The 22,603-nt window shown below is 52.9% G+C and carries 20 protein-coding genes; 18 read left to right on the forward strand and 2 right to left on the reverse strand.

What is annotated here, in order from left to right; genetic code table 11:
* The first annotated feature begins 48 nt into the window (after window positions 1-48).
* The 17 genes from BCV73_RS10400 (at window position 49) to BCV73_RS10480 (ending at window position 19,671) form a co-directional block, all read left to right on the forward strand.
* Window positions 49-1,473 carry a spore germination protein gene (locus BCV73_RS10400; RefSeq protein ID WP_179231948.1) on the forward strand — a complete coding sequence of 475 codons (1,425 nt, stop codon included), beginning with the start codon at window positions 49-51 and terminating at the stop codon, window positions 1,471-1,473.
* A gap of 35 nt (window positions 1,474-1,508) precedes the next feature.
* Entirely contained in the window at window positions 1,509-2,603 is a 1,095-nt protein-coding gene (locus tag BCV73_RS10405; protein ID WP_089547032.1) for a GerAB/ArcD/ProY family transporter, read from the forward strand.
* Between the two features lie 29 nt (window positions 2,604-2,632).
* Window positions 2,633-3,733, forward strand: a complete 1,101-nt coding sequence (locus tag BCV73_RS10410) for a Ger(x)C family spore germination protein (protein ID WP_218828123.1) — start codon at window positions 2,633-2,635, stop codon at window positions 3,731-3,733.
* 332 nt (window positions 3,734-4,065) lie between these two features.
* Window positions 4,066-5,091, forward strand: coding sequence for an inositol 2-dehydrogenase (gene iolG, locus BCV73_RS10415; protein WP_089547034.1), 1,026 nt, complete (start codon window positions 4,066-4,068; stop codon window positions 5,089-5,091).
* 66 nt (window positions 5,092-5,157) lie between these two features.
* Complete coding sequence (iolD, locus tag BCV73_RS10420) at window positions 5,158-7,020, forward strand: 3D-(3,5/4)-trihydroxycyclohexane-1,2-dione acylhydrolase (decyclizing) (protein ID WP_089547035.1); 1,863 nt, start codon at window positions 5,158-5,160, stop codon at window positions 7,018-7,020.
* Window positions 7,021-7,044: 24 nt separating this feature from the next.
* Entirely contained in the window at window positions 7,045-7,956 is a 912-nt protein-coding gene (gene iolE / locus BCV73_RS10425) for a myo-inosose-2 dehydratase (RefSeq protein ID WP_089547036.1), read from the forward strand.
* Between the two features lie 14 nt (window positions 7,957-7,970).
* On the forward strand, window positions 7,971-8,795 hold the full coding sequence (gene iolB, locus BCV73_RS10430; RefSeq protein WP_089547037.1) for a 5-deoxy-glucuronate isomerase: 825 nt from the start codon (window positions 7,971-7,973) through the stop codon (window positions 8,793-8,795).
* Window positions 8,792-9,793, forward strand: a complete 1,002-nt coding sequence (gene iolC, locus BCV73_RS10435; RefSeq protein ID WP_244879252.1) for a 5-dehydro-2-deoxygluconokinase — start codon at window positions 8,792-8,794, stop codon at window positions 9,791-9,793. Before iolB ends, iolC begins: the two co-directional genes overlap by 4 nt.
* A gap of 21 nt (window positions 9,794-9,814) precedes the next feature.
* Window positions 9,815-11,281, forward strand: coding sequence for a CoA-acylating methylmalonate-semialdehyde dehydrogenase (locus BCV73_RS10440; RefSeq protein ID WP_089547039.1), 1,467 nt, complete (start codon window positions 9,815-9,817; stop codon window positions 11,279-11,281).
* 78 nt (window positions 11,282-11,359) lie between these two features.
* Window positions 11,360-12,358, forward strand: a complete 999-nt coding sequence (locus tag BCV73_RS10445) for a LacI family DNA-binding transcriptional regulator (protein WP_089547040.1) — start codon at window positions 11,360-11,362, stop codon at window positions 12,356-12,358.
* Between the two features lie 608 nt (window positions 12,359-12,966).
* Window positions 12,967-13,917 carry an ABC transporter permease gene (locus BCV73_RS10450; RefSeq protein WP_076166569.1) on the forward strand — a complete coding sequence of 317 codons (951 nt, stop codon included), beginning with the start codon at window positions 12,967-12,969 and terminating at the stop codon, window positions 13,915-13,917.
* Between the two features lie 191 nt (window positions 13,918-14,108).
* A complete protein-coding gene (locus BCV73_RS10455; protein ID WP_089547041.1) occupies window positions 14,109-15,833 on the forward strand; it encodes an extracellular solute-binding protein in 1,725 nt (574 codons plus the stop codon).
* Between the two features lie 17 nt (window positions 15,834-15,850).
* The gene (locus BCV73_RS10460) at window positions 15,851-16,759 is read left to right on the forward strand and encodes a carbohydrate ABC transporter permease (protein ID WP_089547042.1); all 909 of its coding nucleotides are present in this window, start codon (window positions 15,851-15,853) and stop codon (window positions 16,757-16,759) included.
* A gap of 34 nt (window positions 16,760-16,793) precedes the next feature.
* Window positions 16,794-17,684 carry a CehA/McbA family metallohydrolase gene (locus tag BCV73_RS10465; RefSeq protein ID WP_089547043.1) on the forward strand — a complete coding sequence of 297 codons (891 nt, stop codon included), beginning with the start codon at window positions 16,794-16,796 and terminating at the stop codon, window positions 17,682-17,684.
* Window positions 17,685-17,697: 13 nt separating this feature from the next.
* A complete protein-coding gene (locus tag BCV73_RS10470) occupies window positions 17,698-18,702 on the forward strand; it encodes a LacI family DNA-binding transcriptional regulator (RefSeq protein WP_089547044.1) in 1,005 nt (334 codons plus the stop codon).
* 111 nt (window positions 18,703-18,813) lie between these two features.
* On the forward strand, window positions 18,814-19,125 hold the full coding sequence (locus tag BCV73_RS10475) for a Dabb family protein (RefSeq protein WP_089547045.1): 312 nt from the start codon (window positions 18,814-18,816) through the stop codon (window positions 19,123-19,125).
* Window positions 19,126-19,161: 36 nt separating this feature from the next.
* Window positions 19,162-19,671 carry a GNAT family N-acetyltransferase gene (locus BCV73_RS10480; RefSeq protein ID WP_089547046.1) on the forward strand — a complete coding sequence of 170 codons (510 nt, stop codon included), beginning with the start codon at window positions 19,162-19,164 and terminating at the stop codon, window positions 19,669-19,671.
* A 97-nt stretch (window positions 19,672-19,768) separates the two neighbouring features.
* Here BCV73_RS10480 and BCV73_RS10485 read toward each other — a convergent pair whose 3' ends face one another.
* Together BCV73_RS10485 and BCV73_RS10490 are read right to left on the reverse strand one after the other, a co-directional pair.
* Window positions 19,769-20,425, reverse strand: coding sequence for an NADPH-dependent F420 reductase (locus BCV73_RS10485; RefSeq protein WP_089547047.1), 657 nt, complete (start codon window positions 20,423-20,425; stop codon window positions 19,769-19,771).
* A gap of 99 nt (window positions 20,426-20,524) precedes the next feature.
* The gene (locus tag BCV73_RS10490; RefSeq protein ID WP_089547048.1) at window positions 20,525-21,418 is read right to left on the reverse strand and encodes a LysR family transcriptional regulator; all 894 of its coding nucleotides are present in this window, start codon (window positions 21,416-21,418) and stop codon (window positions 20,525-20,527) included.
* A gap of 147 nt (window positions 21,419-21,565) precedes the next feature.
* On the opposite strand from BCV73_RS10490, the gene BCV73_RS10495 reads away from it, so the two are divergent.
* On the forward strand, window positions 21,566-22,306 hold the full coding sequence (locus BCV73_RS10495) for an SDR family NAD(P)-dependent oxidoreductase (RefSeq protein WP_218828124.1): 741 nt from the start codon (window positions 21,566-21,568) through the stop codon (window positions 22,304-22,306).
* Window positions 22,307-22,603: the final 297 nt, after the last annotated feature.

A 22,603-nucleotide genomic window follows, 5' to 3' on the forward strand; every position in this document is an offset into this window, starting at 1 on the left:
CGGGGGATATTAACCGCAGTCTAACTAGTTATGGCAGGAGGGCAGGCTGTGACCTCATCCGAGCAAACGATCTATCCTTCACTTGACGGAAACATATCATACATCCGGGACAAGCTGTGTCACACCGACGATCTGAAGGTCAGGCACCTAACCTACCGTGGACAATCATCGGCGCTGATATATCTGGAATCTACGGTGGACCCAACCCTGATCGAGCGTAACGTCATCCGTCCGCTGCGGCAGGGAGGAGACGAGGACTTGTCCCAGCTGTTCCTGACGCTCCGGCTGGAAACCGAACACAAGCTGGATCAGGGCACACAATCCCTTTTGTCGGGCAATTGCTTGTTTTTCACCAAGGATGACATGAAGCAGTTCTACGTTTTGACCACGCCGGCCAAATACGAACGCAGCATTACGGAGCCGGAAAACGAAGGCATTATCCGCGGGGCACACAACGGTTTTATCGAGGATTTAACGGTCAATTTGTATCAGATCCGCCAGCAGATCAGCTCGACGGACCTGAAGGTGCATTATCACAATATAGGCAGTACAGCTCCCCGCAAAGTGGCGGTCATGTACATGAATAACCTGGCGGACCCAACCGTAATCAAAAAAGTGGAAGGCAGGCTGAAGGGCATCACGATCGATTCCGTCATTTCGACCGGCTTTATCCAAGAATTCATGGAGGATCAGCCGTTTTCGATCTTTCCCCAGTTTTTGAATACGGAACGGCCGGACCATACGGGCGCGTATTTGCTCGACGGGCATGTGGTCATTATGCTCGAAGGGGATCCGACGGCCTTGATCGTCCCGGTGAGCTTTTTCTGCTTTTATCAAACCCCTGACGATTACAGCAACCGTTGGATGATCGCATCGTTTGTGCGGTTTATCCGGCTGCTCAGCTTCATTACCGCCTTTCAGCTGCCGGCATTCTATATCGCCATCGTAGCGTTTCATTCGAATATTTTGCCCATTCAGCTATTCTTTACTGTGCAGGGTTCATTGACCCGCGTACCGTATCCCCCGCTCGTTGAAGCGATGCTGCTCGAGCTGATCTTTGAATTGCTGAGGGAGGCAGGGCTCCGGCTGCCAAGCCGAGTAGGGCAGACGATCGGCATTGTCGGGGGTCTGGTCATCGGGGATGCGATCGTCAAGGCGGGTTTCGTGTCGTACACGATGATTATCGTTGTGGCTTTAACCGCGATTTCGTCGTTTTTAATACCGTCCAATGAGATGAGCTCGGCGATCCGGATATTGCGATTTCCCCTGATGATATGCGCATCCATTTTCGGTTTAATCGGTATTGCTTTCGGACTAACGATCCTGTTCATTCATCTGTGCAAGCTGGAGTCGTTCGGGAAGCCTTACCTGTCGCCGCTGGCCCCATTGAAAATAAAGGGCTTCAAGGATGCGTTTCTTCGGTTTCCGATCTGGACGATCCGCGGCAGGCATGGCGAGAAAAAGCACAACTAACATCAGTTGACACGGATCCGGGAGGGGTGGCCAAGGTGGAACAGGCTGAGAAAAAGATGTCCCCGAAACAGCTGTTTTTGTTCATTATCCAAGCCCAAATCGGAGTCGGCGTGCTTTCGATTCCCTATGACCTTAGTAAGACGGCAAAAGGCGGCGGGGGCATATCGGTTGTGATCGCCGGAGCGATTACCCAAATCATCATTTTGATGATGTGGACTCTTCTGCGCAAGTTTCCCGGGATGAACCTTTTTCAAATCTGTATCCGGTTTGGCGGACCGGTTATAGGCAGGCTGCTGATCGCATGCTACGTCGGATATTTTATTTTGCTGGGCAGCAATGTTTTGCTCAATGCCTACATGGTACTCCAGCGCTGGATTCTGCAATCCACCCCCAAGTGGGTGGTACTGCTCCTTTTCTGTATCATGACTTATTATCTGGCTAAAGAAAAGCTGACCGTATTGGCCCGGTTTTACAGTCTTTCGTCCATGCTGTTCATTCCGTTGATCATTTTTGTCAGCTATGGCTTAACGCAGGCAAGGATTGAATATATGCTCCCGTTAACCGAAGCAGGCCTGATCAACATCCTGAAAGGAACCAAGGATACGACCATCTCGATGTACGGGTTCGAAATGTTCATGATCATCTTTCCGTTCATTAATGCATCTGACGCCAAGAAATTGAAAATGATCAGCTTGTCGAATCTGTTCGTTACGCTGTTCTACGTGTTTGTCGTGTGTACCTGTCTCATGGTGTTTAACCAGACGCAGCTGGCGATGATCCCGGAACCTGTCATTTACCTGGTCAAATCGCTGAATTTTTATATCATCGACCGGGCGGACATTCTATTCTTGTCGATTTGGTCGATTACCTTGGTATGTTCCATCGCCAGCTACTTTTATGCGGCTGCCGATGGGCTTGCGGTCCTGTTTAGAAAAAAGAACCATCAAATGTTTGACCCCTTTGTTAGTGTAGCCTTTTTTTTAATTGCTCTTTTGCCGACCACGCCGATGGCGATCGACCGGATCAACAAGATTTCCGAATATGCCGCGTACGTGTTCATTGCGGGCGTTCCCTTCCTGCTAATGCTGTTCTCTTTATTTGTCAAAAAGAAAGCGGGTGGAGCTGTATGAAACGATGCCGCGGGGCACTTTTCTTGGTTATGCTGGGTCTGAGCACGGCGCTGCTGACCGGATGCTGGGACCGTGAATATTTGAAAGACTTGAATTTGGCCTACAGCGCAGGTTTTGATCTGACCAAGGATCATAAAATCAAGGAAACCGTTGAGCTGATCATTCCCCCTAAAACCGAACAGAGCGCCACGAGAAATGAAATCCATTCGGCTGTGGGCTTGTCAACACGCGGGGCGAGCAACATCCTCCGGGCTCGCGTAAGAGGGAATATGAGGGTGATCAAGAACAGCGTGCAGCTGATCGGCAGATCCTTGGCTGAAGAAGGGATTAAGGCACCCATGGACGTCAATTTCAGGGACCCTAAGAACCCTTCTTCCGACGTCCGCTTGATCGTGACGGAGAATGACGCCGCAGACATTATCGGTATGAAAAAAGTAGGAGAGCTGCAAATCGGCGAATTTCTGTCGCAGAAAATCAGCAGCTTGGAGAAAATGAGCCTGTTCTACCCGCCGGAGACCGTGAATACGGTTTTCCGTTCCTTGACGGATCCAGGCCAGGATTTCGCGCTGCCTTACATCGGGGTACAAGGCTCCGAGATCGTTGCCAAAGGCGTCGCCTTGTTCCACGATCAGAGCTATAGCGGATCGTTAGGCAAGGATCAGTCGATCCTGCTGGTTCTGATGAAAGGAAAGTCGGGAGGAAATGCACGATTTACCAAAACCGTGAATCTGGATACAACCAAGCCGATTCGCGGATCGATCAGCTACAACGTCGGCAGTAAGAAAAGGAAGCGTGAGTTTCACGTAAGCGTCGCCCGGAACGGTGATGTTCACGTGACACTGAGCCTAAAGCTTCAAGCGGTTATCGAGGAATTCACCGGACCGCAGCTGCTGGATGATAAAGCCGTGACGCGAGTGAACAGGGAGCTATCGTCCATCATGACCGAGGAAGCCAAGGGAGTCGTGCGGGAGCTGCAAAAGGCGAACTGCGACATTTTTGGGGTAGGCCGGCAGCTGATGGCCTATCATCCCAAACTGTGGAAGCGGATCGATTGGAACAAGGAGTACCGTAACGTGCAGTTTCATACCCAGGTTCAGGTGTCCATTATCGATACCGGGGTCATTCAATAACAGCTGATGTCCATGCCGTACGGGATGCGGTAATGAACGATATTTTGCGGTCTGGCCGTCTGCGGCAGGCCGCTTTTTTTGCTTTTCCAATTCGCTGGAAATAGAATGTTGACTTGCGGAAACTCATATATATGTCATGGAAACCGTGATTCTGATGACCTGACAGTACGCAGGGTGGAGAGCCAATCTTATAGTGACCGGCAAAAAAATGTGGGATTAAATAACAAAAAAGGGTTTGCAAAGGTCCGGTGCGGTGTTATAATCCGATCAAGGAAAGCGGTTACCCTAAATGATTCATTGAAATGATATCGTGAGAACAAGGTGGAATGTCCATGAGTAAACAACTGAATATCGGCGTGATCGGAGCAGGGAGGATCGGCAGGCTGCATACCGAAAATCTGCTCAAGCATCCTCAGGTTAATGTGAAAGCGATTGCAGATCTTCAAATCGATCATGCCAGGGCATGGGCCAATGGGCTGAGGATCCCTTTGTTGACCCAGGATGCGGAACAGATCATCAGTGATCCGGGCATCGATGCCGTTTTTATTTGTACGTCGACCAATACCCATATTGACATGATCGAGCGTTCCGCCAAGGCGGGCAAACACATTTTCTGCGAAAAGCCGATTTCCTTCGATGTCCGGGGAACCCGCCTTGCGCTGCAAGCCGCTTCCGACAGCGGCGTCAAATTTCAGCTTGGCTTCAACCGCAGATTTGACCCGAATTTCCGCAGAGTCAGGGAGATCGTCGCCTCCGGCCAGATTGGAGATCCCCATCTGATCAAGATCACTTCCCGCGACCCCAGCCCCCCTCCGCATGACTATATCAAGGTATCCGGCGGGCTGTTTATGGACATGGCGATTCACGATTTTGACATGGCCCGGTTTTTGAGCGGCAGCGAAGTGGATGAGGTGTATGTCCAAGGGGCAGTCCTGGTGGATCCGGTCATCGGAGAGCTCGGAGACGTGGACACGGCGGTCATCATGCTGAGATTCCGGAACGGCGCGATCGGTGTCATCGACAACTCGAGGCAGGCTGCTTACGGGTACGATCAGCGCGTTGAAGTGTTCGGCTCGCTGGGCCAGGTCAATGTGCAGAACGATTTTCCGAACTCGGCGGAAATCAGCACGGCCGGCGGCGTGTTCCGGGATAAGCCGAAGCATTTTTTCCTGGAGCGTTATGAAGCGGCGTATCGGCTTGAAATCGAGAGCTTTATCAATGCGATCTTGAACAATGAGGACGTACCTGTCAGCGGAGAGGACGGGTATGAGGCGGAACTGCTGGCGGATGCAGCCAGGAAGTCATGGCTGGAGAAGAGACCTGTCAGCTTGTCCGAGTATTCCATGTCTACATCATGAGGTTTTTGTTTGTCTTTAGGGTAAGCGATTAACCTAATGAAATATTCTGTGAAGGGATGGTTATGAATGGGCGTACTTCGATTAACGATGGCTCAGGCCTTGCTCCGCTTCCTGGACCAGCAGTATGTGCAGCTGGACGGAAAGGAGCACAAGTTCGTTAAGGGAGTCATGGGTATTTTCGGTCACGGCAACGTACTGGGCATCGGCGAAGCATTGGAGCGGGAGCCGGGCAGCCTCAGATTCATCCAGGGAAAAAATGAGCAGGGCATGACGCATGCCGCCGTTGCGTACGCGAAGCAGAAGAACCGGCTGGAAATCTTCGCCTGTACTTCCTCCATTGGCCCGGGGGCGCTGAATATGGTCACGGCCGCCGCGACGGCGACGGTCAACCGGATACCCGTGCTGCTGCTTCCAGGCGATATTTTCGCCTGCCGGCAGCCGGACCCGGTCCTGCAGCAGCTGGAGCATCCGATGGATTATACCGTGTCCGTCAACGATGCCTTCAAGCCGGTCAGCCGGTACTGGGACCGGATTACGCGTCCCGAACAGCTGATGAGCTCGATGATCCAGGCGATGCGCGTACTGACTGACCCTGCCGAAACCGGCGCGGTCACCATCTGCCTGCCGCAGGACGTGCAGACAGAGGCGTACGATTATCCTGAGGATTTTTTCCGCAAAAGAGTGCATTACCTTGACCGCAAGCCGGCAAGCCAGGCAGCGATCGAGCGGGCTGCGGAGCTGATTTCGCGCAAGCAAAAGCCGATCCTGATCGCCGGCGGCGGCGTTCATTATTCCTTGGCCTATGAAGAGCTGCGGCAGTTCGCGGAAGCGTTCGGCATTCCTGTGGCCGAGACCCAGGCAGGGAAGAGCGCAATCCCATGGGACCATCCGCTGAATATGGGAGCGATCGGCGCGACCGGATCCCTTGCCGCGAACCGGCTTGCCAGAGAAGCGGATGCCGTCATTTGCGTGGGTACCCGGCTGGGTGATTTTCCGACCGCATCCAAAACCGCTTTTACGAGTCCTGAAGCAGAATTTATTCATATCAATGTGAGCGGTTTTGACGCGTCGAAGCTGAATGCGTGCCAGGTGGTGGCAGATGCTGGAGCGGGGTTAAAAGAATTGACTTCCGCACTTCAGGCAAGGAGCTACAAGTCTGCTCATAACGAACCAGAGCTTGCCAAACTGAAAGCCGAATGGACCCGGGAGGTCGACAGGCTGTACGGCTTGGAGTCGGAAGAAGGCTTGACGCAAACCCGCGTGCTCGGTGAGCTGAACCGTTCCACGGCAAACGAAGTGATCGTTGCGGCGTCCGGGAGTCTTCCCGGCGATTTACACCGGCTGTGGAGATCGGAAACGCCCAAATCCTATCATATGGAATACGGCTTTTCCTGCATGGGGTACGAAATTGCCGGGGCCTTCGGCGTGAAGCTCGCCGAGCCGGACAAGGAAGTTTATGCGCTCGTCGGCGACGGAAGCTACCTCATGCTTCATTCGGAGATTTTAACCAGCATTCAGGAAGGCGCAAAGGTGAACGTGATCCTGCTGGACAATCACGGGTACCAGTGCATACACAGCCTGCAGCGTGAAAACGGGAGCGACGGCTTCGGCAACGAATTCCGTCTGCGCAGCCCGGAAACGGGGCGCCTGACGGGGGACTACGTACCTGTCGACTATGCGGCCCATGCGCGAAGCATGGGAATCAAGGCATTTTCCGCCACCCGTGTGGATGAGCTGAAGGAAGCCCTCCGGCAGGCCGGGGAGGAGAAGGGCTCTACCCTGATCGAAATCAAGGTGCTGCCGGGCACCCAGTCGGGCGGATACGAATCCTGGTGGAGGGTGGATGTTCCGGAAGTGTCGACGAGCGATAAGGTGCGGGCTGCGAGGGAAACGATGAACGAACATGTACAGCAGGCGCTGAAAATCTAAGTCCAAAGGGAGGTAACGACGTAGATGACGGATATCCGATCGATTAAATTGGGCATTTCACCAATCAATTGGGTTAATGAAGATGTGCTTGAACTGGGCGACCATTATACGTTCGACGACTTGATGCGGGATTTCACGCAGCTGGGGTTCACCGGAACGGAAAACAGCCGAAAATTCCCGAAGGACGCCGCCGTTCTCAAGAAGGCTTTGGCTGAGCATGGACTCCAGATGGCTTCACAGTGGAAGGGCGTCTTGTTCTCCGAGCCGCGCCGCAGGGCGTCCGAGCTGGAATCGTACCGGCAGCATGTTGAATTTTTAAAGTCGATGGGCAGCCGCCATGTCGTCACCTGCGAGCTTGGGGGTTCGATCATCGGCGACCCGAGAAGACCGAAAGGCGTCCAGGACGTGCATCCCCTGACGGACGAGGAATGGAACTACATGGTCGAGGGGCTGCATCAAGCCGGTGAAATCTGCAAACGAAACGGGATGAAGCTCGTCTACCACTATCACATTGGAACGGTGGTCGAACGGCCGGATGAAATTCAAAGGCTGATGGAGACGACGGATCCCGAGCTGGTTCATTTGCTGCTGGATACGGGGCATGCCTATTACGGCGGATCCGACCCGCTGGAGCTGTATGAACACTATGCGGATCGCGTTGCCTACGTTCATCTGAAGGATGTCCGAAACGATGTGCTGGAGCGGGTGAAAAGGGAGGGGATCCCTTTTCAGCAAGCGGTAATCCAGGGCGTGTTTACCGTACCTGGCGACGGATGCATCGACTTTGCGCCGATTTTCCGCAGCTTCGTACGGCATGGTTATGACGACTGGATGATTCTGGAGGCGGAGCAGGATCCCGGCCAAGCGAATCCTTACGAATATGCCAGCAAGTCCAAGCAATATCTCGCTCAAATTGTTCAGGAATTGAACGCTTGAAAGGAGGAAGGAATATGTCCAAGCTTATCGTTCCCGGCGGACAGCCGGACGAGAACGGCAGATTGCTCAGCATCACGCCCGAATCGGCGGGGTGGGAGTACGTAGGCTTTGAAGCGTACCGGCTGGAACCCGGTCAAACGATCGAGCAGGAGACGGGAGACCGTGAAGTCTGCCTCGTGCTGCTCAGCGGGCTGGCGAATGTGGAAGCAGGCGGACAAAGCTATGAGCGGATCGGCCGCCGGATGAGCGTGTTTGAGCCGCTTGCCCCTTATGCGGTATACGTTCCTGCGCATGACCGTTTCCGGCTGGAAGCCGTTACCTTAACGGAGGTGGCCGTGTGCAGCGCTCCTGGCCAAGGGCGGCTCGAAGCAAGGCTCATCCCGCCGGAGAAGATCGGGGTGGAGCAGCGGGGCTCCGGTTATACGGAGCGGACCGTCCGCAATATTTTGCCGGAGCAGGAGGAAGCGGAAAGTCTGCTCGTCGTGGAAGTCTTTACGCCGGCCGGGCACTGGTCCAGCTATCCGCCGCATAAGCATGACCAACTCGATCTCCCGCATGAGTCTCTGCTGGAAGAAACCTATTATCACAAGGTGTCCCCGGGTCAGGGTTTTGCCCTGCAGCGCGTATATACCGACGACCTGTCGCTGAATGAAACGCTGGCCGTGAAGAGCGGGGACGCCGTCCTCGTTCCCCGCGGTTACCATCCGGTATCGGCGCCTCCCGGGTACGACGTGTATTACCTCAACGTCATGGCCGGGCCGGTGCGCACCTGGAAGTTCCATAACGACCCTCAGCATGAATGGCTGATGACCCCTGGACAGGAGGTGCCAAAGCGTTGACCACGATTTCATTTCCAGACCATCGTTCCCTGGACTTTATCGGGCTGGGCCGGCTGTGCATCGATCTGAACGCCAACGAAATCCATCGCCCGATGGAGGACACGGTCACCTTTACCAAATATGTCGGCGGCTCCCCGGCCAACATTACGATAGCCATGGCGAAGCTGGGGCTGCGTACCGGTTTCATCGGCAGGGTGTCCGACGACGCCCACGGCCGTTTCATCACCCGGTACCTGCAGGACGCAGGCATCGACACCACACACGTTATCGTCGACCGGTCGGGCAGCGTCACGGGACTCACGTTTACGGAAATCAAGTCGCCGACGGACTGCAGCATCCTGATGTACCGGGATAACGTAGCGGACCTCAAACTGGAGCCTGGCGACGTAAGCGAGGATTATATCCAAAGTGCCAGAGCGCTGCTCATTTCAGGTACAGCCCTTGCAAAGAGCCCGTCCAGAGAAGCGGCTTTTAAAGCGATGGAACTGGCCATAAGACACGGAGTCGTCATTGTTTTTGATATCGATTACCGTCCGTATACATGGACCTCGGCCGATGAGATCGGCACGTATTACCGTCTGGCCGCCGAGAAATCGGATATTATTATGGGCGGACGCGAAGAGTTCGACCTGATCGAAGCGCTGGACGGCCCGCTTATGCAGGACGATGAAGCCACCGCGAAGCAGTGGTTCAAGCACCGGGCCAAGCTGGTGGTCGTCAAACGGGGCGGCGATGGGTCGACGGCATTTTCGGCGGACGGACAGAAGCACATAGGTGCCGTTTTTCCGGCACAGGTAGTGAAAACCTTTGGCGCAGGGGACTCCTTTGCTGGTGCCTTTATTTACGGCCTGATGCAGGGATGGAGTATCGACCGGTGCCAGCGGTTCGGCAGTGCCTCAGCATCGATCGTGGTCTCCAGCCACAGCTGCTCCGATGCGATGCCGACAGCCTCGCAAATCCAGGAGCGGATCGACCGCTTTGTGCAGCAAGGAATCTGACCAAACGATGGAGGTATCTACATGACGGATCAAGTGCAAGATCAAGTGCAGCAGCTTCACAACTACGTCGGGGGCCGGTGGGTTCCTTCGAACGGAGGAAGATCGGAGCCGGTCTATAATCCGGCCACCGGGGAAGAGATCGCCCGCGTTCCCTTATCCACCCTGGACGATCTGAACCGCGCCGTTTCCTCGGCGGCGGAGGCGTTTCCGTCCTGGAGCGGCACCCCGGTGCCGCGCCGGGCACGGATCATGTTCAAGTTCCAGCAGCTCTTGACGGAACACTGGGAAGAGCTTGCCCGGATGATTACGCTGGAAAACGGCAAGAGCTACCAGGAAGCATACGGCGAGGTGCTGCGCGGTATCGAATGTGTAGAGTTCGCCGCCGGCGCTCCGACGCTGCTGATGGGCAGCAACCTGCCTGATATTGCCTCTGGACTGGAGTCGGCCATGTACCGTTATCCGATCGGCGTCGTCGGTGGCATCACGCCGTTTAACTTTCCGATGATGGTGCCGAGCTGGATGTTCCCGCTAGCGATCGTATGCGGCAACACCTTCGTGCTGAAGCCGTCCGAACGGACGCCGCTGCTCGCGAACCGGCTGGCGGAGCTGCTCCAGGAAGCCGGGCTCCCGGATGGTGTGTTCAACATCGTTCACGGTGCGCACGACGTCGTTAACGGCCTGCTTGAGCACAAAGACGTCAAGGCGATTTCGTTTGTCGGATCCCAGCCTGTGGCCGAGTACGTGTACAAGACGGCAGCAGCTCACGGTAAACGGGTACAAGCGCTCGGCGGAGCAAAAAATCATTCCATCGTCATGCCGGATGCCGATCTCAAGCTGGCGGTCAAAGAGATCACAAGCGCGGCTTTCGGCTCCGCAGGCGAACGCTGCATGGCCTGCTCGGTCGTCGTGGCCGTCGGCGATATCGCCGATGAGCTGGTGAGCGGACTTGCCGAAGCCGCCAAGAATCTCCCCGTAGGCGACGGTATGGAACCGGATGCCTTTCTGGGACCCGTGATCCGGGACGCCCATAAGAACCGGACCATTGGATATATTGAGAAGGGAGTACAGGAGGGGGCGCAACTTGTATTGGACGGAAGGGATCATGCCTTGGCCAACGCAGAAGGTTATTTTCTTGGCCCGACCATCTTTGACCACGCCGCTCCCGGTATGAACATTTGGACGGACGAAATCTTTGCGCCTGTACTTCAGGTCGTTCGGGTAAACAGCCTTCAGGAAGCCGTAGCGATTGCCAACAAGTCCGAGTTTGCCAATGGGGCCTGTATCTACACGGACAGCGCCAAAGCGATTCGAGAGTTTAGGGAATCGATCGACGCCGGCATGCTCGGGGTCAATGTAGGCGTACCGGCACCCATGGCATTTTTTCCGTTCTCCGGCTACAAAAAATCCTTTTACGGAGACCTTCACGCCAACGGCAAAGACGGGGTGGAATTCTACACCCGAAAGAAAATGGTTGTGGCCCGCTATTGATCATGGAGCAAATTGCCACAGACTGGAACTTTCCCTATACTTAGAGTACAGAGCAGCGTTAAGGAAGGGGGGACGAGGGTGGCGACGATATACGATATCGCCCGGGAAGCCGGCGTGTCCATTGCCACGGTATCCAAGGTCATCAACCAGACCGGCCGGATCAGCGACAAGACAAGAAAGCATGTGCAGGACGTGATGAAACGGATTGACTACCAGCCGAGCGTCGTCGCCTCCGCATTGACCAAGAAAAGGACGTATTCGCTCGGGCTCCTGATCCCGGATATCGCGAACCCGTTTTTTGCCGAGCTGGCCCGCAGCATTGAAGATCATGCCCACGAGCTTGGATACAGCCTGGTCATTTGCAGCACCGACAACGACTTGACCCGGGAAGAAAGGTACATCAACGTTCTCCGGCAAAAGAGCGCCGACGGGATCATCATCGCCACTGGCGCCCGCAACGACGCCATGATGAAGCAGCTGATGAAATACAAGCTTCCGGTTGCCGTCATCGCGCGGGAGATGCCGCTGCTTGCAGTGGATACAGTGCTCGTGGACGATTACTTAGGCGGCTATCTGGCTGCGTCTCACTTGACTGGGCTCGGACACCGGAACATTGCCGTGATTGCGGAGGACTTGGCTGTGATGAGCTCGAAGGAACGGGTTCGTGGTTACCGGAAAGCGCTTGAAGAAGCAGGAATCCCTTACGACGAGAATTTGGTGGCGGTCAGTCCGTTCAATGTAGAGGGAGGGAAGGCGACAGCCAAGGAGCTGCTCAGCGGGGCCAACCCGCCAAGCGCCATCTTCGGATGCAACGATTTGCTGGCAATCGGAGTCGTGCAGGCTGCCCGGGAGCTTGGCTTGCGCGTACCTGAGGATGTTTCGGTCGTTGGCTTTGACAACACAGTGCTGGCGACGATTATCGATCCGCCGCTCACTTCGGTGGCCCAGCCCGTTCAGCAAATGGGAAAAGAAATCGTCCAGCTGATCACTGGAGAAATCGACGGAAGCAAGCCCTCCAAGCAGCGCCTGGTTCTGCTGCCGGAACTCGTGGTCCGTGGAACAACCAGCGCCGTGTAACGGCGCTTTTTTTGTTGTTGAATCCCCTTTGTGCTCGCGATGATCCCATCGCATTTCCCCGACTAAGGAGGCAGTTCCAACCATTTTACAAACATAGACATTTTATTACAAAAATAATGATTGCGCTTTCATGCCGGAGTAGATTATAATTTCCTCAAGGTAAAGCGCTTACCTCACATTTCCAGTCCCAGGTTACGACACTGTTCCTAGGGGGAGAGTCCAAAGCCCGTTTCGCTTCAAGCTTATGTTACTTGGCTTTAAGAAGGAGTGAAGAGTCTCAATATGGTATCGATACCATACACACTGAATAACGATTTAGATATCGATGCCAACAATCGTATCGTGATTGGATTTGCTCTTGGTTTTAGCCGAAGAAATGTAATATTTTACAAAAAGTGCAACCGTTTTTGATTTACTCCTCATCTTGAGAGACTATATTCCAATTAAAGCCGAGATGAAAAGCCATTCTTATAGTAAAAAGGGGGGATTGAGCCTTAGGATAACAGATATGCAGTGATCATGACATCGGTTAAGAGTGATGGGCGGCATCCAAGACACCGCTTCGGTTCATCAGCAATCATCCACAAAAAAGAAGGTGATCCCAGTCCATGCAAACCCAGGTGAAAACAGCAGCTGTACCTGGAAAGACACCCGGCAAACGATGGAAAAACATTCTTCTGCATAAATACCTCTACATCATGCTGCTTCCTTGCCTCGCTTTTTTTATCATATTTTCCTACATACCGATGGTCGGCCTGATCTTAGCCTTCAAGGAATACAAGTTCAATACGGGAATCCTCGGAAGCCCGTGGGTCGGTCTGAAGTACTTTGAGCGTTTTTTCAATGATTATCAGAGCGCAATGCTCATCAAGAACACCTTGATCATCTCCTGCATGAAGCTGTTTATCGGCCTGCCTTTTCCGATCCTTCTGGCCTTGATGTTCAACGAGATCCGCAACCGTTATTTTCGCAGCATTGCCCAGAGTATCGCCTATCTCCCGCATTTTTTGTCCTGGGTCGTGGTCGTGGGGCTTGCTCAACGCCTGCTAGCTCCGGATAACGGATTGCTCAACCAGATCGTGTCTTATTTCGGCGGGGACGGAAGCACCTTTTATATGATGGAACCGAATTATTTCTATTCCATTATGTTCGGCAGCCATTTATGGAAGACCATCGGATGGGACTCCATTATCTATCTGGCGGCGATCGCCGGCGTCAACCCGGATATGTACGAGGCGGCCAAAATCGACGGGGCGAACAAGTGGAAGGAGCATTGGTACATCACACTCCCTTCCATCCGTCCAACGATTCTCATTTTGTTCATTCTATCACTGGGTAATATTTTGTCCGCCGGATTCGATCAGCTGTACCTCCTGAGAACCCCGGGAAACATGCAGCTCTCTGAAATTTTGGATACTTATGTCATTCGCATCGGTCTTCAGGGCGGCCAATACGGATATGCAACGGCCGTAGGATTAATGCAGGGCTTGATCGGATTGATCCTTGTCGTTACTGCCAACCGTATCTCAAGAAGAGTTTCTGACACGTCAGTATGGTAGCGATACCATATGCTTTGCAACAGCATTCTTGCATCTATGATTGCCATCTATGATTGCCATCCATGATTGCCAACTATGATTACATCCATGATTGCCATCTATGATTGCCAACTATGATTACATCCATGATTGCATCCATGTAAAGACAGGGAAAGGCCATTAACCAATGATTTGAAAAGAGGGATGCCGAAATGCTGAAAGGGAAAACGTGGTTCAAAATGTTGTCCATGCCGCTGATCGCCTCCATGCTTCTAGTTGGGTGCAGCGGAAATGATTCAGGCGGTCCAAACAGCGAACCGACGGCGGCTAATCAGGATGCGGGTACGGGTAATCACCCTGCGACCTGGATTGCGGACCGCAAAGTAAAAGGGCTGGTCTTTATGGGGACGGATGACTACACGGAGGATATGAATGCGGAAATCAAGGCCAAGCTGAAAGAGATGACAGGTATTGACCTGGAAATCGAAATCATGGTGGCGGACCATTCCATCGACGGACTCATTGCAGGGCTGGCGTCGAACGACCTGCCCGATTTTATAACGTTCTATCTTAACAACAGCGGCCGGCCCGAAATGCAGGTCGTGCTGAAAGCGGCCAGAGAGCAAATGTTTACGGACCTCACGCCGCTGATGAAGGACACGAAGATCTACAGCAAATATCTGCAGGACGACTACCTACCGCTTGATACGAAGTATGGGGTCATGTTCCGGCCGGAGTTCGGCGGATCGTCCTATTTCGTCCATATGAACATCGCCAGACAAGGCGGGTACTCGACGCGTAAATATGCCGGTGGTCCTTATATCCGCAAGGATATTGCCGACGCTCTGCACGTGGATCCGCGCACGATTGATACGACCCAGAAGCTGTATGAGCTGGCGCAAAAGATCAGGGCAGGCGGGTTCAAGGACAAGAACGGCAAGGACGTCGTTCCGATCGGTCCTTCTTACTGGGGAGGCAAGGAGGTCGGCGCTTTGTTTAACGACCTGGAGTGGGGCAGCGCCGACCAGCGGATCAATAAGGATGCAGGAGGTAACATTTTGCATGAAAGTCAGACCGAATATGCATTAAAAAAAGTTGAGTATGTGCAAAAGCTCCTGAGCGAGAAACTGCTGCATCCCGAATTTTTCACGATGGACGAAAGCCGGGCGACGGAAGGCGCCCTGAATGGAACGTGGGGAATTATCGGAGATATGCACAATTATCAGGAATTTAACCGCGATATGCATTACCTGCCGCTGGGACCGATCAATTACGTTGACCGTCCGTATCAAATGCAGGTCGATTATAAATCCGGATACTCGGCCTGGGCGATTCCGGCAACGACCAAAGATCCGGAAGACATCATGAAGCTGGCGGACTTCCTGGCAAGCCGGGAAGGTAAGCTGCTGTGGCAGTACGGGATTGAAGGAAGGGATTACACCCTGGATGCCAAGGGGAACCCTCTGGCCAACAAAGATATTTTGGATTTGAAGCAAAACAATCCCGAGGAAGCGAAGAAGCTTGGCTTTGCGGGTGTCGGCAACTATTGGGGTGAGCTGCTGGGATCGACGGATATTGACCGGATGGCCGACTTCGGGGAAATGGAGTACGGCGACGCGGTTGCTCCGGAAGTGAATGCGGGGGCGCTGAAAATCGCCGATTACTGGGGCTGGGATGACAAACGCAAACAAGCGAATGTTGTGGACGGCTACACACCTTTATCTTTCATCGGAGAATTTGATCAGGGAACCGAGCTGAAGGCGGCGTTCGAAAATTATGACGACAGTCTGATTCGGGCGTATTATGCGAAAAACCTGGATGAGGCGAAGAAGATCCTGGACTCCGCTTCCAAGCAGCTGGATGCCTCCGGACTGCAGGCGTTCCTTGATCTGTTGAAACAGAAAAATGCCGACGCTAAAACGCATTTGAAATTCTAAATGGGAGGATCATGCGGATGAAGCCATTTTACCGGACGCCGCTGGGTGAAAGAGTATATATCTTCGTAATCTACCTGCTGATCACGCTGCTGTGCCTGTCCATCGTCCTGCCGTTTTTGAACATATTGGCGCTCTCCTTCAACGCAGGGAAGGATGCGGAGCGCGGCGGGATTTACTTCTGGCCCCGGGTATGGTCGATCCAAAATTTCAAGGAGGTGTTCGCCTCCTCGAATATCGTAACGGCTTTCGGCATCTCGCTGTTTCGAACCGTGGTCGGCACGGTCGCGAGCGTATTTCTGACCGCGATGGGCGCCTATGCGCTGAAGAGCAGAACGATGCCCGGAGTACGCTTCTTCACGCTGCTGATCTTCTTTACGATGCTGTTCAGCGGGGGAATGATCCCGTATTATATGCTGCTGAAATCGCTGCATTTGACCAATACGATCTGGGTATATATTATCCCGAGCTTGTACAGCGCCTGGAACCTGATCATCATGCGAACGTTCTTTCAGCAAATTCATCCCAGCCTGGAAGAGTCTGCGCGGATGGACGGTTACAATGACTTCGCCATCTTTATGCGGATCATACTGCCGCTCAGCAAGCCGGTGATCGCTGTCATCGCGTTGTTCAACGCCGTCGGTCACTGGAACGACTGGTTTACGGGCGCTTTTTATGTCCGTTCGGCAAAATTGCGGCCGCTATCGACACTGCTGCAAGAGATGCTCACGCGGGCGGAAGCGATGCGCAGCAAGCTGGAATCCGCCGCAGGCATGAACCAATATGACGCGCTGGAGAAAATGCAGGTAACGGGCGATTCCATGAAGATGGCCACGATTATCATTGTCGTAGCGCCGATCATCATCATCTATCCGTTTATTCAAAAGTATTTTGCCCAAGGCGTCATGATCGGTTCGATTAAGGAATAATTGCAGAACGATGATTAACCAGGGAGGATTTGGCATGCGCATCGAAAACCCTTATGATAAAAGAGGAACGTGGCTTCGCGGGAGTTTTCATAATCATACCAACAACAGCGACGGCTGGTTTCCACTGGAAACGGTATATCGGATGTACGCCGATTATGATTTTATCGCGATTTCGGATCATGACAAAATGACTGATTTGGCTGGAGAATGCGGCATCCCCACGGTTTTTGAAGCGATCGAGGTCAGCAGCCGCCAGCCTCACATGCTTCTCGTTGCACCTCCACGTTCCATAATGGAGGGCTACAGCAGTGAGTTTTCGATAGGAAATTACCAAAGGCTTGCTGATGTAACCTTGGATAATGGCGGAATCTGCGTTCTCGTGCATCCGAACCGGTATTTTTCGAATTACTGGAACCTGGAGGACATGCTGCAAATGGAGCGGGTGACCGGAATCGAGGTTTACAACGGGGACGGGAACATCGAATACGATATCGCGTTTGATAAATGGGATGCGATGCTTTCGGCTGGACGGCGGGTATGGGGCTTCGGAAACGACGATTCCCATGTGTACGGACAAGAGAAGCAGGCCTGGAACATCGTGCTTGCCGAAGAAAATTCGCAGCAGTCCATTCTCAGCGCGATCCGAAGCGGCAGTTTTTATGTCTCCACTGGTTTTGGTTTTGAATCGATTCAGACCGAAGATCGTCAGATCTGCATCCGCCTGAAGTCGAACAAACTGCTGGATCGGATGTATAAATACGTGACCTTGTTTGGGAAAGACGGCAGGGTGCTGCATGAGGAAACGGGACGGATTACGGAAGTGACTTATTCGTGTATGGGAGACGAAGGGTATGTCCGCGTCAGCGCCTATATTGAAGGAGGCTATGCGGCGTTCTCTCAACCCTTGTTCATTAATCAGCGTTAGGGATGAGATGGGTATGAGCGTTAAAATCAAGGATGTTGCCAAACGGGCCGGTGTCTCTACGACAACGGTTTCCCGTGTTTTAAACGGGGAAAAATACGTCAGGGAAGAACTGAAGGACCGCGTCAACCAGGCCATTGAAGACCTGGGTTATGCGCCAAGCCATATTGCCAGAAGCCTGGTCAGGAACAAAACCAATCTGCTGGGGGTCATCGTGCCGGATCTGACCTCCAGCTTTTATTCGACCATTCTGAGCTCCATCGAGCAGACCGCTGCTTCCAATCATTATAATCTGCTCGTCTGCAATATCAGCGAGGACATTGACAAGGAGTTCAAATACCTGAACATTTTCAAGGAAATGCGCGTGGAAGGCATCATTATCATGCACGAGAAGATCAATGAGGATATCCGGAATTTTATCGAGAAATTAAAAATTCCCGTCATCTTCTCCAGCGTGAAGCCGATGGACCAATCCTTCGTATCGGTCATCGTGGACGATTATGCCGCAGCTTATGACGCAACGACATATTTAATCGGACTCGGGCATAAGCAGATTGCTTTTATCGGCGGGGACATGCGGGATATGACCTCCGGCCAAAACCGGTACAGCGGGTACCGGAATGCTTTGGCGGACCATGGAATTAGATTTGTCCATGAACTGGTCCGTTTCGGCGATTACAAGGTGAACAGCGGCTATGCACTGATGGGTGAGTTCCTTCGTTACAAAACTAAACCGACGGCGGTCTTTGCCGTCAGCGACGATATGGCGATCGGGGCGGTCAACTGCATCATCGATCACGGCCTGAAGGTTCCTGAGGATATTTCGGTGATCGGCTTTGACGGAAGCCAGATGACGGAGCTCGTCCGGCCGCGGATCACGTCTATGGAGCAGCCCATTCAGCGAATGGGCGAGGTGACGGTCGAAACGCTGCTTCAGTTCATTGCAGGAGAAAAGCGAACAGCGGAAGATATCATTTTGGGTCATCGGTTAGCGGTGCGCGACAGCTGCAGACCTCTGTGAAGATTGTGAATCCCCATGAACCGGGATGCTTTGAAGCTGTCCATCTCTTTGGTTAGCCTTTATAATAGTAAAAGACTCGTTTGTCATTTCGATGAAAAAAGGAGTGTTAACGTGAAAGACGACGCAATCATCCATTCGGTCATCTTTTCGCTCAAGCATGAGAAGGGTTCGTCCGCTGAACAGCGATTTCTGGAGGACGGCAGGGCTGCGCTCAGCTCGATTCCTACGGTAAAGGAATTTCAAGTATTCCGGGAAATCAGCCCCAAGAATACTTATGACTTTGGTTTTTCCATGAAGTTTGACAGCCGGGCAGATTATGAAGCCTATAACGCTCATCCGCAGCACGTGGCTTTTGTGAGGGACCGTTGGGATCAGGAAGTGAGCCAGTTCCTCGAAATCGATTATGCCGGATATGAGCATTGAGGTTAGATTTTCGAAAGGACGAGGATGGTGCAAGCTTTGAATATTCAAATTCGAACAGGCCGGAGAGATGAGATGGAAGAGATCATGCAATTGATCTCCAGATGCGTTCAGGTCATGCAAGAAGGCGGCAGCGACCAATGGGACGACGAGTATCCGAACCGGGATGTCATCGGGGAAGATCTGAGCCGGGGGACGCTGTTCGCAGCGGAAGGCGACGGACGGATTCTTGGTATCATGGTGCTGGATCAACATCAAGATGAGCAGTATGACAAGATACCTTGGACGGAGACGGAAGGGCCGCATCTGATGATGCACCGGATCGCTGTGGATCCAATGGCCCAGGGACAAGGAATCGCTCGTAAGCTGGTTGCTTTTGCGGAACACTTTGCCCAAGAGAATGGATACAAGAGCATCCGGCTTGATACATACGCCAAAAACGCGCCGGCCCTCAAGCTGTACCGGGGCCTCGGCTACGATCAGCGGGGCGAAGTGAACTATCCGGGACGGGAAGCGGGCTTTCCGGCTTTTGAAAAAGTGTTTGTATAGTCTTCGGCAAGGTAATCCGATACCAGCATAAAAGAAAAAATCCCCTTGTCTCCGTTAGGTGGAGACTAAGGGGATTTTTGTTCTGTTTATATGCCGATCAAGCTCTAAACTCCGCCGGGCGCTCGGGGCTGGCTTCCGCGAGCGCTTGGCGAAGGCTGTCGGCGTCGTGCTCGCGGTAGCTTGGCGTACCCGGCTGCTGGCGCCAGGACTCATCCAGTCCCCCGGCGTCGATGGCGTCAAAGCCAAGTTCTTCAATCAGGTCAAGCACGACCTGCTTAGAGGCGGGATCGTCTCCAGCCACCGGCAGCGCCAAACGTCCAGGGCTGCCCTTCGGCAGGCCGCGTTCCAGCAGATTTTGGGCGGATATGCCGTTAAAAGCTTTGTTCACCGGGCGCTTCAGATGCTGTTCCACCCAGCGGCTCTCCGGCAGGCCTGCTTCAATTTCTGCAATGAGACCGTCGCGCTGGCGAGGGTAATAGTTCCCCGTATCGATAATCGCGGCATTCGGTGCGGTATGGTCGAGGATTCCGGCAGGAAGGTCAGGAATGTTTTTCTGTGGAATCGTCACAATGACCACTTCTGCGCCCTGCGCCACTTCCGTGACTTCCTTGGGTGCTGCTCCCGTTTCTTCGGCAAGTGCAGCCAAGGTTTGTGGGCCTCTCGAATTGGCGATGGACACCTCATGTCCGAGTTTGGTCAGGCGGCGGGCGAGATTTCCGCCGATATTTCCAGCACCGATAATCGCAATTTTCATTTATTCCGACTTCCTTTCCCGAATTAGTTGTATATCTTCAAATAAACTGTAACAAAAACAGTTATCGATGTAAAGCGCTGCAAACTATTTTTTTCCAAATTAGTGATCCTGCTGCGGGTAGAGCTTTTGCATGGTATCCAGGAAGCCTCGGAGAAGAGGAGAGAGGGGGTCCTTTTTCCATACAAAAGACATCCTGTATGCGGATTGGCTAACTCCAAGTACAGGCTTATATGTGAGATCGGTGCGCAAATGCCGGGCAGATTCATGAATCAGGGCAATGCCGAGACCCGATGAAACGAGCGACAACAACGTATGCATTTCGTCGGCCGTTTGAACAATGGCTGGACTGAACCCTGCCTCCATGCATACTTGAATCATGGTATCGTAATAAACCTTTCCTACTTCCCGGTTGGTAGTAATAAACGATTCCCTGCTTAATTCGCCGATATGCACAGTATGGCGGTTACCCAAAGGATGTTCGGGAGGGAGTGCGACCCAGAAAGGCTCGCTCCGGATGGAGTAGGACATAAGAAGCGGCTCGTTCACGGGAATGCCTGTAATACCGATGCTAAGCGTGCCATCCAACAGAGCTTCGATTTGGGAAGATGAATGTAAATGGCATGGTGTGATTTGGACTTCGGGATATTTTTGACGGTACGCCGAAATGACCTGAGGAAGAATGTCCCAAGTTGCGGATTCCACGAATCCGATCCTAAGTTCTCCGATCATCCCCGAAAATGCGCGGCTAACCTTATCCACGGCACGATCCGCGTGGTGGAGCAAGTTTCTGGCTTCCTCATAAAATAAACTTCCGGCCGCTGTCAGCGAAACACTTCGTTTGGTACGGATAAACAAGGCCCCGCCTAGCTCCTGTTCGAGCTGGCGAATCTGCTGACTAAGTGCAGGCTGGGCGATTCCCACCCGATCGGCTGCACGTCCGAAGTGCAGTTCCTCGGCCAAAGTGACGAAATATTTGAGCTGCCGCAGTTCCATAACGATCCTCCAAGTCTCTTTTTTAATAAGTAAAACTTATTACAGAAATATAAAACCGATATTTCGCTTATGATCGGATTGATATTACAATAGAATTCATCCAATGTCACACACATGGCGAAGGGAAAGGTGATCAAGATGACTCCAATGAAACGTACAGCGATCGTAACTGGCGGAAGCAGTGGAATCGGATTCTCGATTGCTCAACGACTCATACAAGAAGAAATCGGTGTCATGATCCTTGGGAGACACCAAGCTTCCCTGAGGGAAGCTTGTAAGCGGCTTGGCGAAGGCGCTTCATGGGTACAAGCGGATGTACGCCGCCGTGAAGATGTACAGCGGGCCGTCGAGGAGGTAGTCCACCAAAACGGACGTTTAGATATCGTGATTAACAATGCGGGGTTCATGGGTGAGGCCGTTTCTACCGGAGTGCCTCTTGAAGATTCCGAACGGTTCTGGGATGACATTATTGGCGTGAACTTGAAGGGGGCATTTTTGATGACGGCTGCCGCAGCGCCATATTTGGCAAGTCCGGGCGGCAGGATCGTCAATATCAGCTCGATCGGGGCGTTTACAGGTGGAAGCGGCCCCGGGTCCCTGGCATACGCCGCCTCGAAATCCGGGCTCCATGGCCTTACGTACGCTGCAGCCCGAGAGCTGAGCGTCAAAGGGATAACGGTGAATGCCGTGGCTCCAGGCTTGATTACGGATACCGGTTTTGGCCACCGTGAGGATAAACTGCAGCAGCTGATCCCGAATATTCCCGCCGGGCGTCCGGGGACGCCGGACGAGGTAGCTGCCGCGGTCTTATACTTGATTTCGCCGGATGCATCTTATGTCACTGGAGAAATTCTGAACGTCAATGGCGGATGGCTTTTTGGGAGATGACATCTTTCATGCCGGATATGGCCAACACATACGCACGCTAGCGCCCTATACCAGGGCGCTTTTTTTAATATCAGAAAGTATAAACTCCAGAGCCATGGTTTCGATATTGCAAGAAAAACTTCCTTTAGAGGCGGTCTGTCTTCTGTGAAGGTACGTCGATAGACGTTTTTTTTATAATATCAGAAAGTATAAACTCCAGAGCCATGGCTCCCTGATATTGCAAGAAAAACTTCCTTTAGACGCGGTCTGTCTTCTGTGAAGGTATGTCGATAGACGTTTTTTTTATAATATCAGAAA

This window comes from Paenibacillus sp. SSG-1, from assembly GCF_002224835.1.
In the GTDB taxonomy this organism is placed as follows: domain Bacteria; phylum Bacillota; class Bacilli; order Paenibacillales; family Paenibacillaceae; genus Paenibacillus_AQ; species Paenibacillus_AQ favisporus.

What these genes read in the sequence shown, in the direction of transcription:
- BCV73_RS10410 (WP_218828123.1), top strand. Translation starts at nt 2,633, where the DNA reads ATGCTGGGTCTGAGCACGGCGCTGCTGACCGGATGCTGGGACCGTGAA.
- iolG (WP_089547034.1), top strand. Translation starts at nt 4,066, where the DNA reads ATGAGTAAACAACTGAATATCGGCGTGATCGGAGCAGGGAGGATCGGC.
- iolD (WP_089547035.1), top strand. Translation starts at nt 5,158, where the DNA reads ATGGGCGTACTTCGATTAACGATGGCTCAGGCCTTGCTCCGCTTCCTG.
- iolE (WP_089547036.1), top strand. Translation starts at nt 7,045, where the DNA reads ATGACGGATATCCGATCGATTAAATTGGGCATTTCACCAATCAATTGG.
- iolB (WP_089547037.1), top strand. Translation starts at nt 7,971, where the DNA reads ATGTCCAAGCTTATCGTTCCCGGCGGACAGCCGGACGAGAACGGCAGA.
- BCV73_RS10440 (WP_089547039.1), top strand. Translation starts at nt 9,815, where the DNA reads ATGACGGATCAAGTGCAAGATCAAGTGCAGCAGCTTCACAACTACGTC.
- BCV73_RS10450 (WP_076166569.1), top strand. Translation starts at nt 12,967, where the DNA reads ATGCAAACCCAGGTGAAAACAGCAGCTGTACCTGGAAAGACACCCGGC.
- BCV73_RS10455 (WP_089547041.1), top strand. Translation starts at nt 14,109, where the DNA reads ATGCTGAAAGGGAAAACGTGGTTCAAAATGTTGTCCATGCCGCTGATC.
- BCV73_RS10460 (WP_089547042.1), top strand. Translation starts at nt 15,851, where the DNA reads ATGAAGCCATTTTACCGGACGCCGCTGGGTGAAAGAGTATATATCTTC.
- BCV73_RS10465 (WP_089547043.1), top strand. Translation starts at nt 16,794, where the DNA reads ATGCGCATCGAAAACCCTTATGATAAAAGAGGAACGTGGCTTCGCGGG.
- BCV73_RS10470 (WP_089547044.1), top strand. Translation starts at nt 17,698, where the DNA reads ATGAGCGTTAAAATCAAGGATGTTGCCAAACGGGCCGGTGTCTCTACG.
- BCV73_RS10485 (WP_089547047.1), bottom strand. Translation starts at nt 20,425, where the DNA reads ATGAAAATTGCGATTATCGGTGCTGGAAATATCGGCGGAAATCTCGCC.
- BCV73_RS10490 (WP_089547048.1), bottom strand. Translation starts at nt 21,418, where the DNA reads ATGGAACTGCGGCAGCTCAAATATTTCGTCACTTTGGCCGAGGAACTG.
- BCV73_RS10495 (WP_218828124.1), top strand. Translation starts at nt 21,566, where the DNA reads ATGAAACGTACAGCGATCGTAACTGGCGGAAGCAGTGGAATCGGATTC.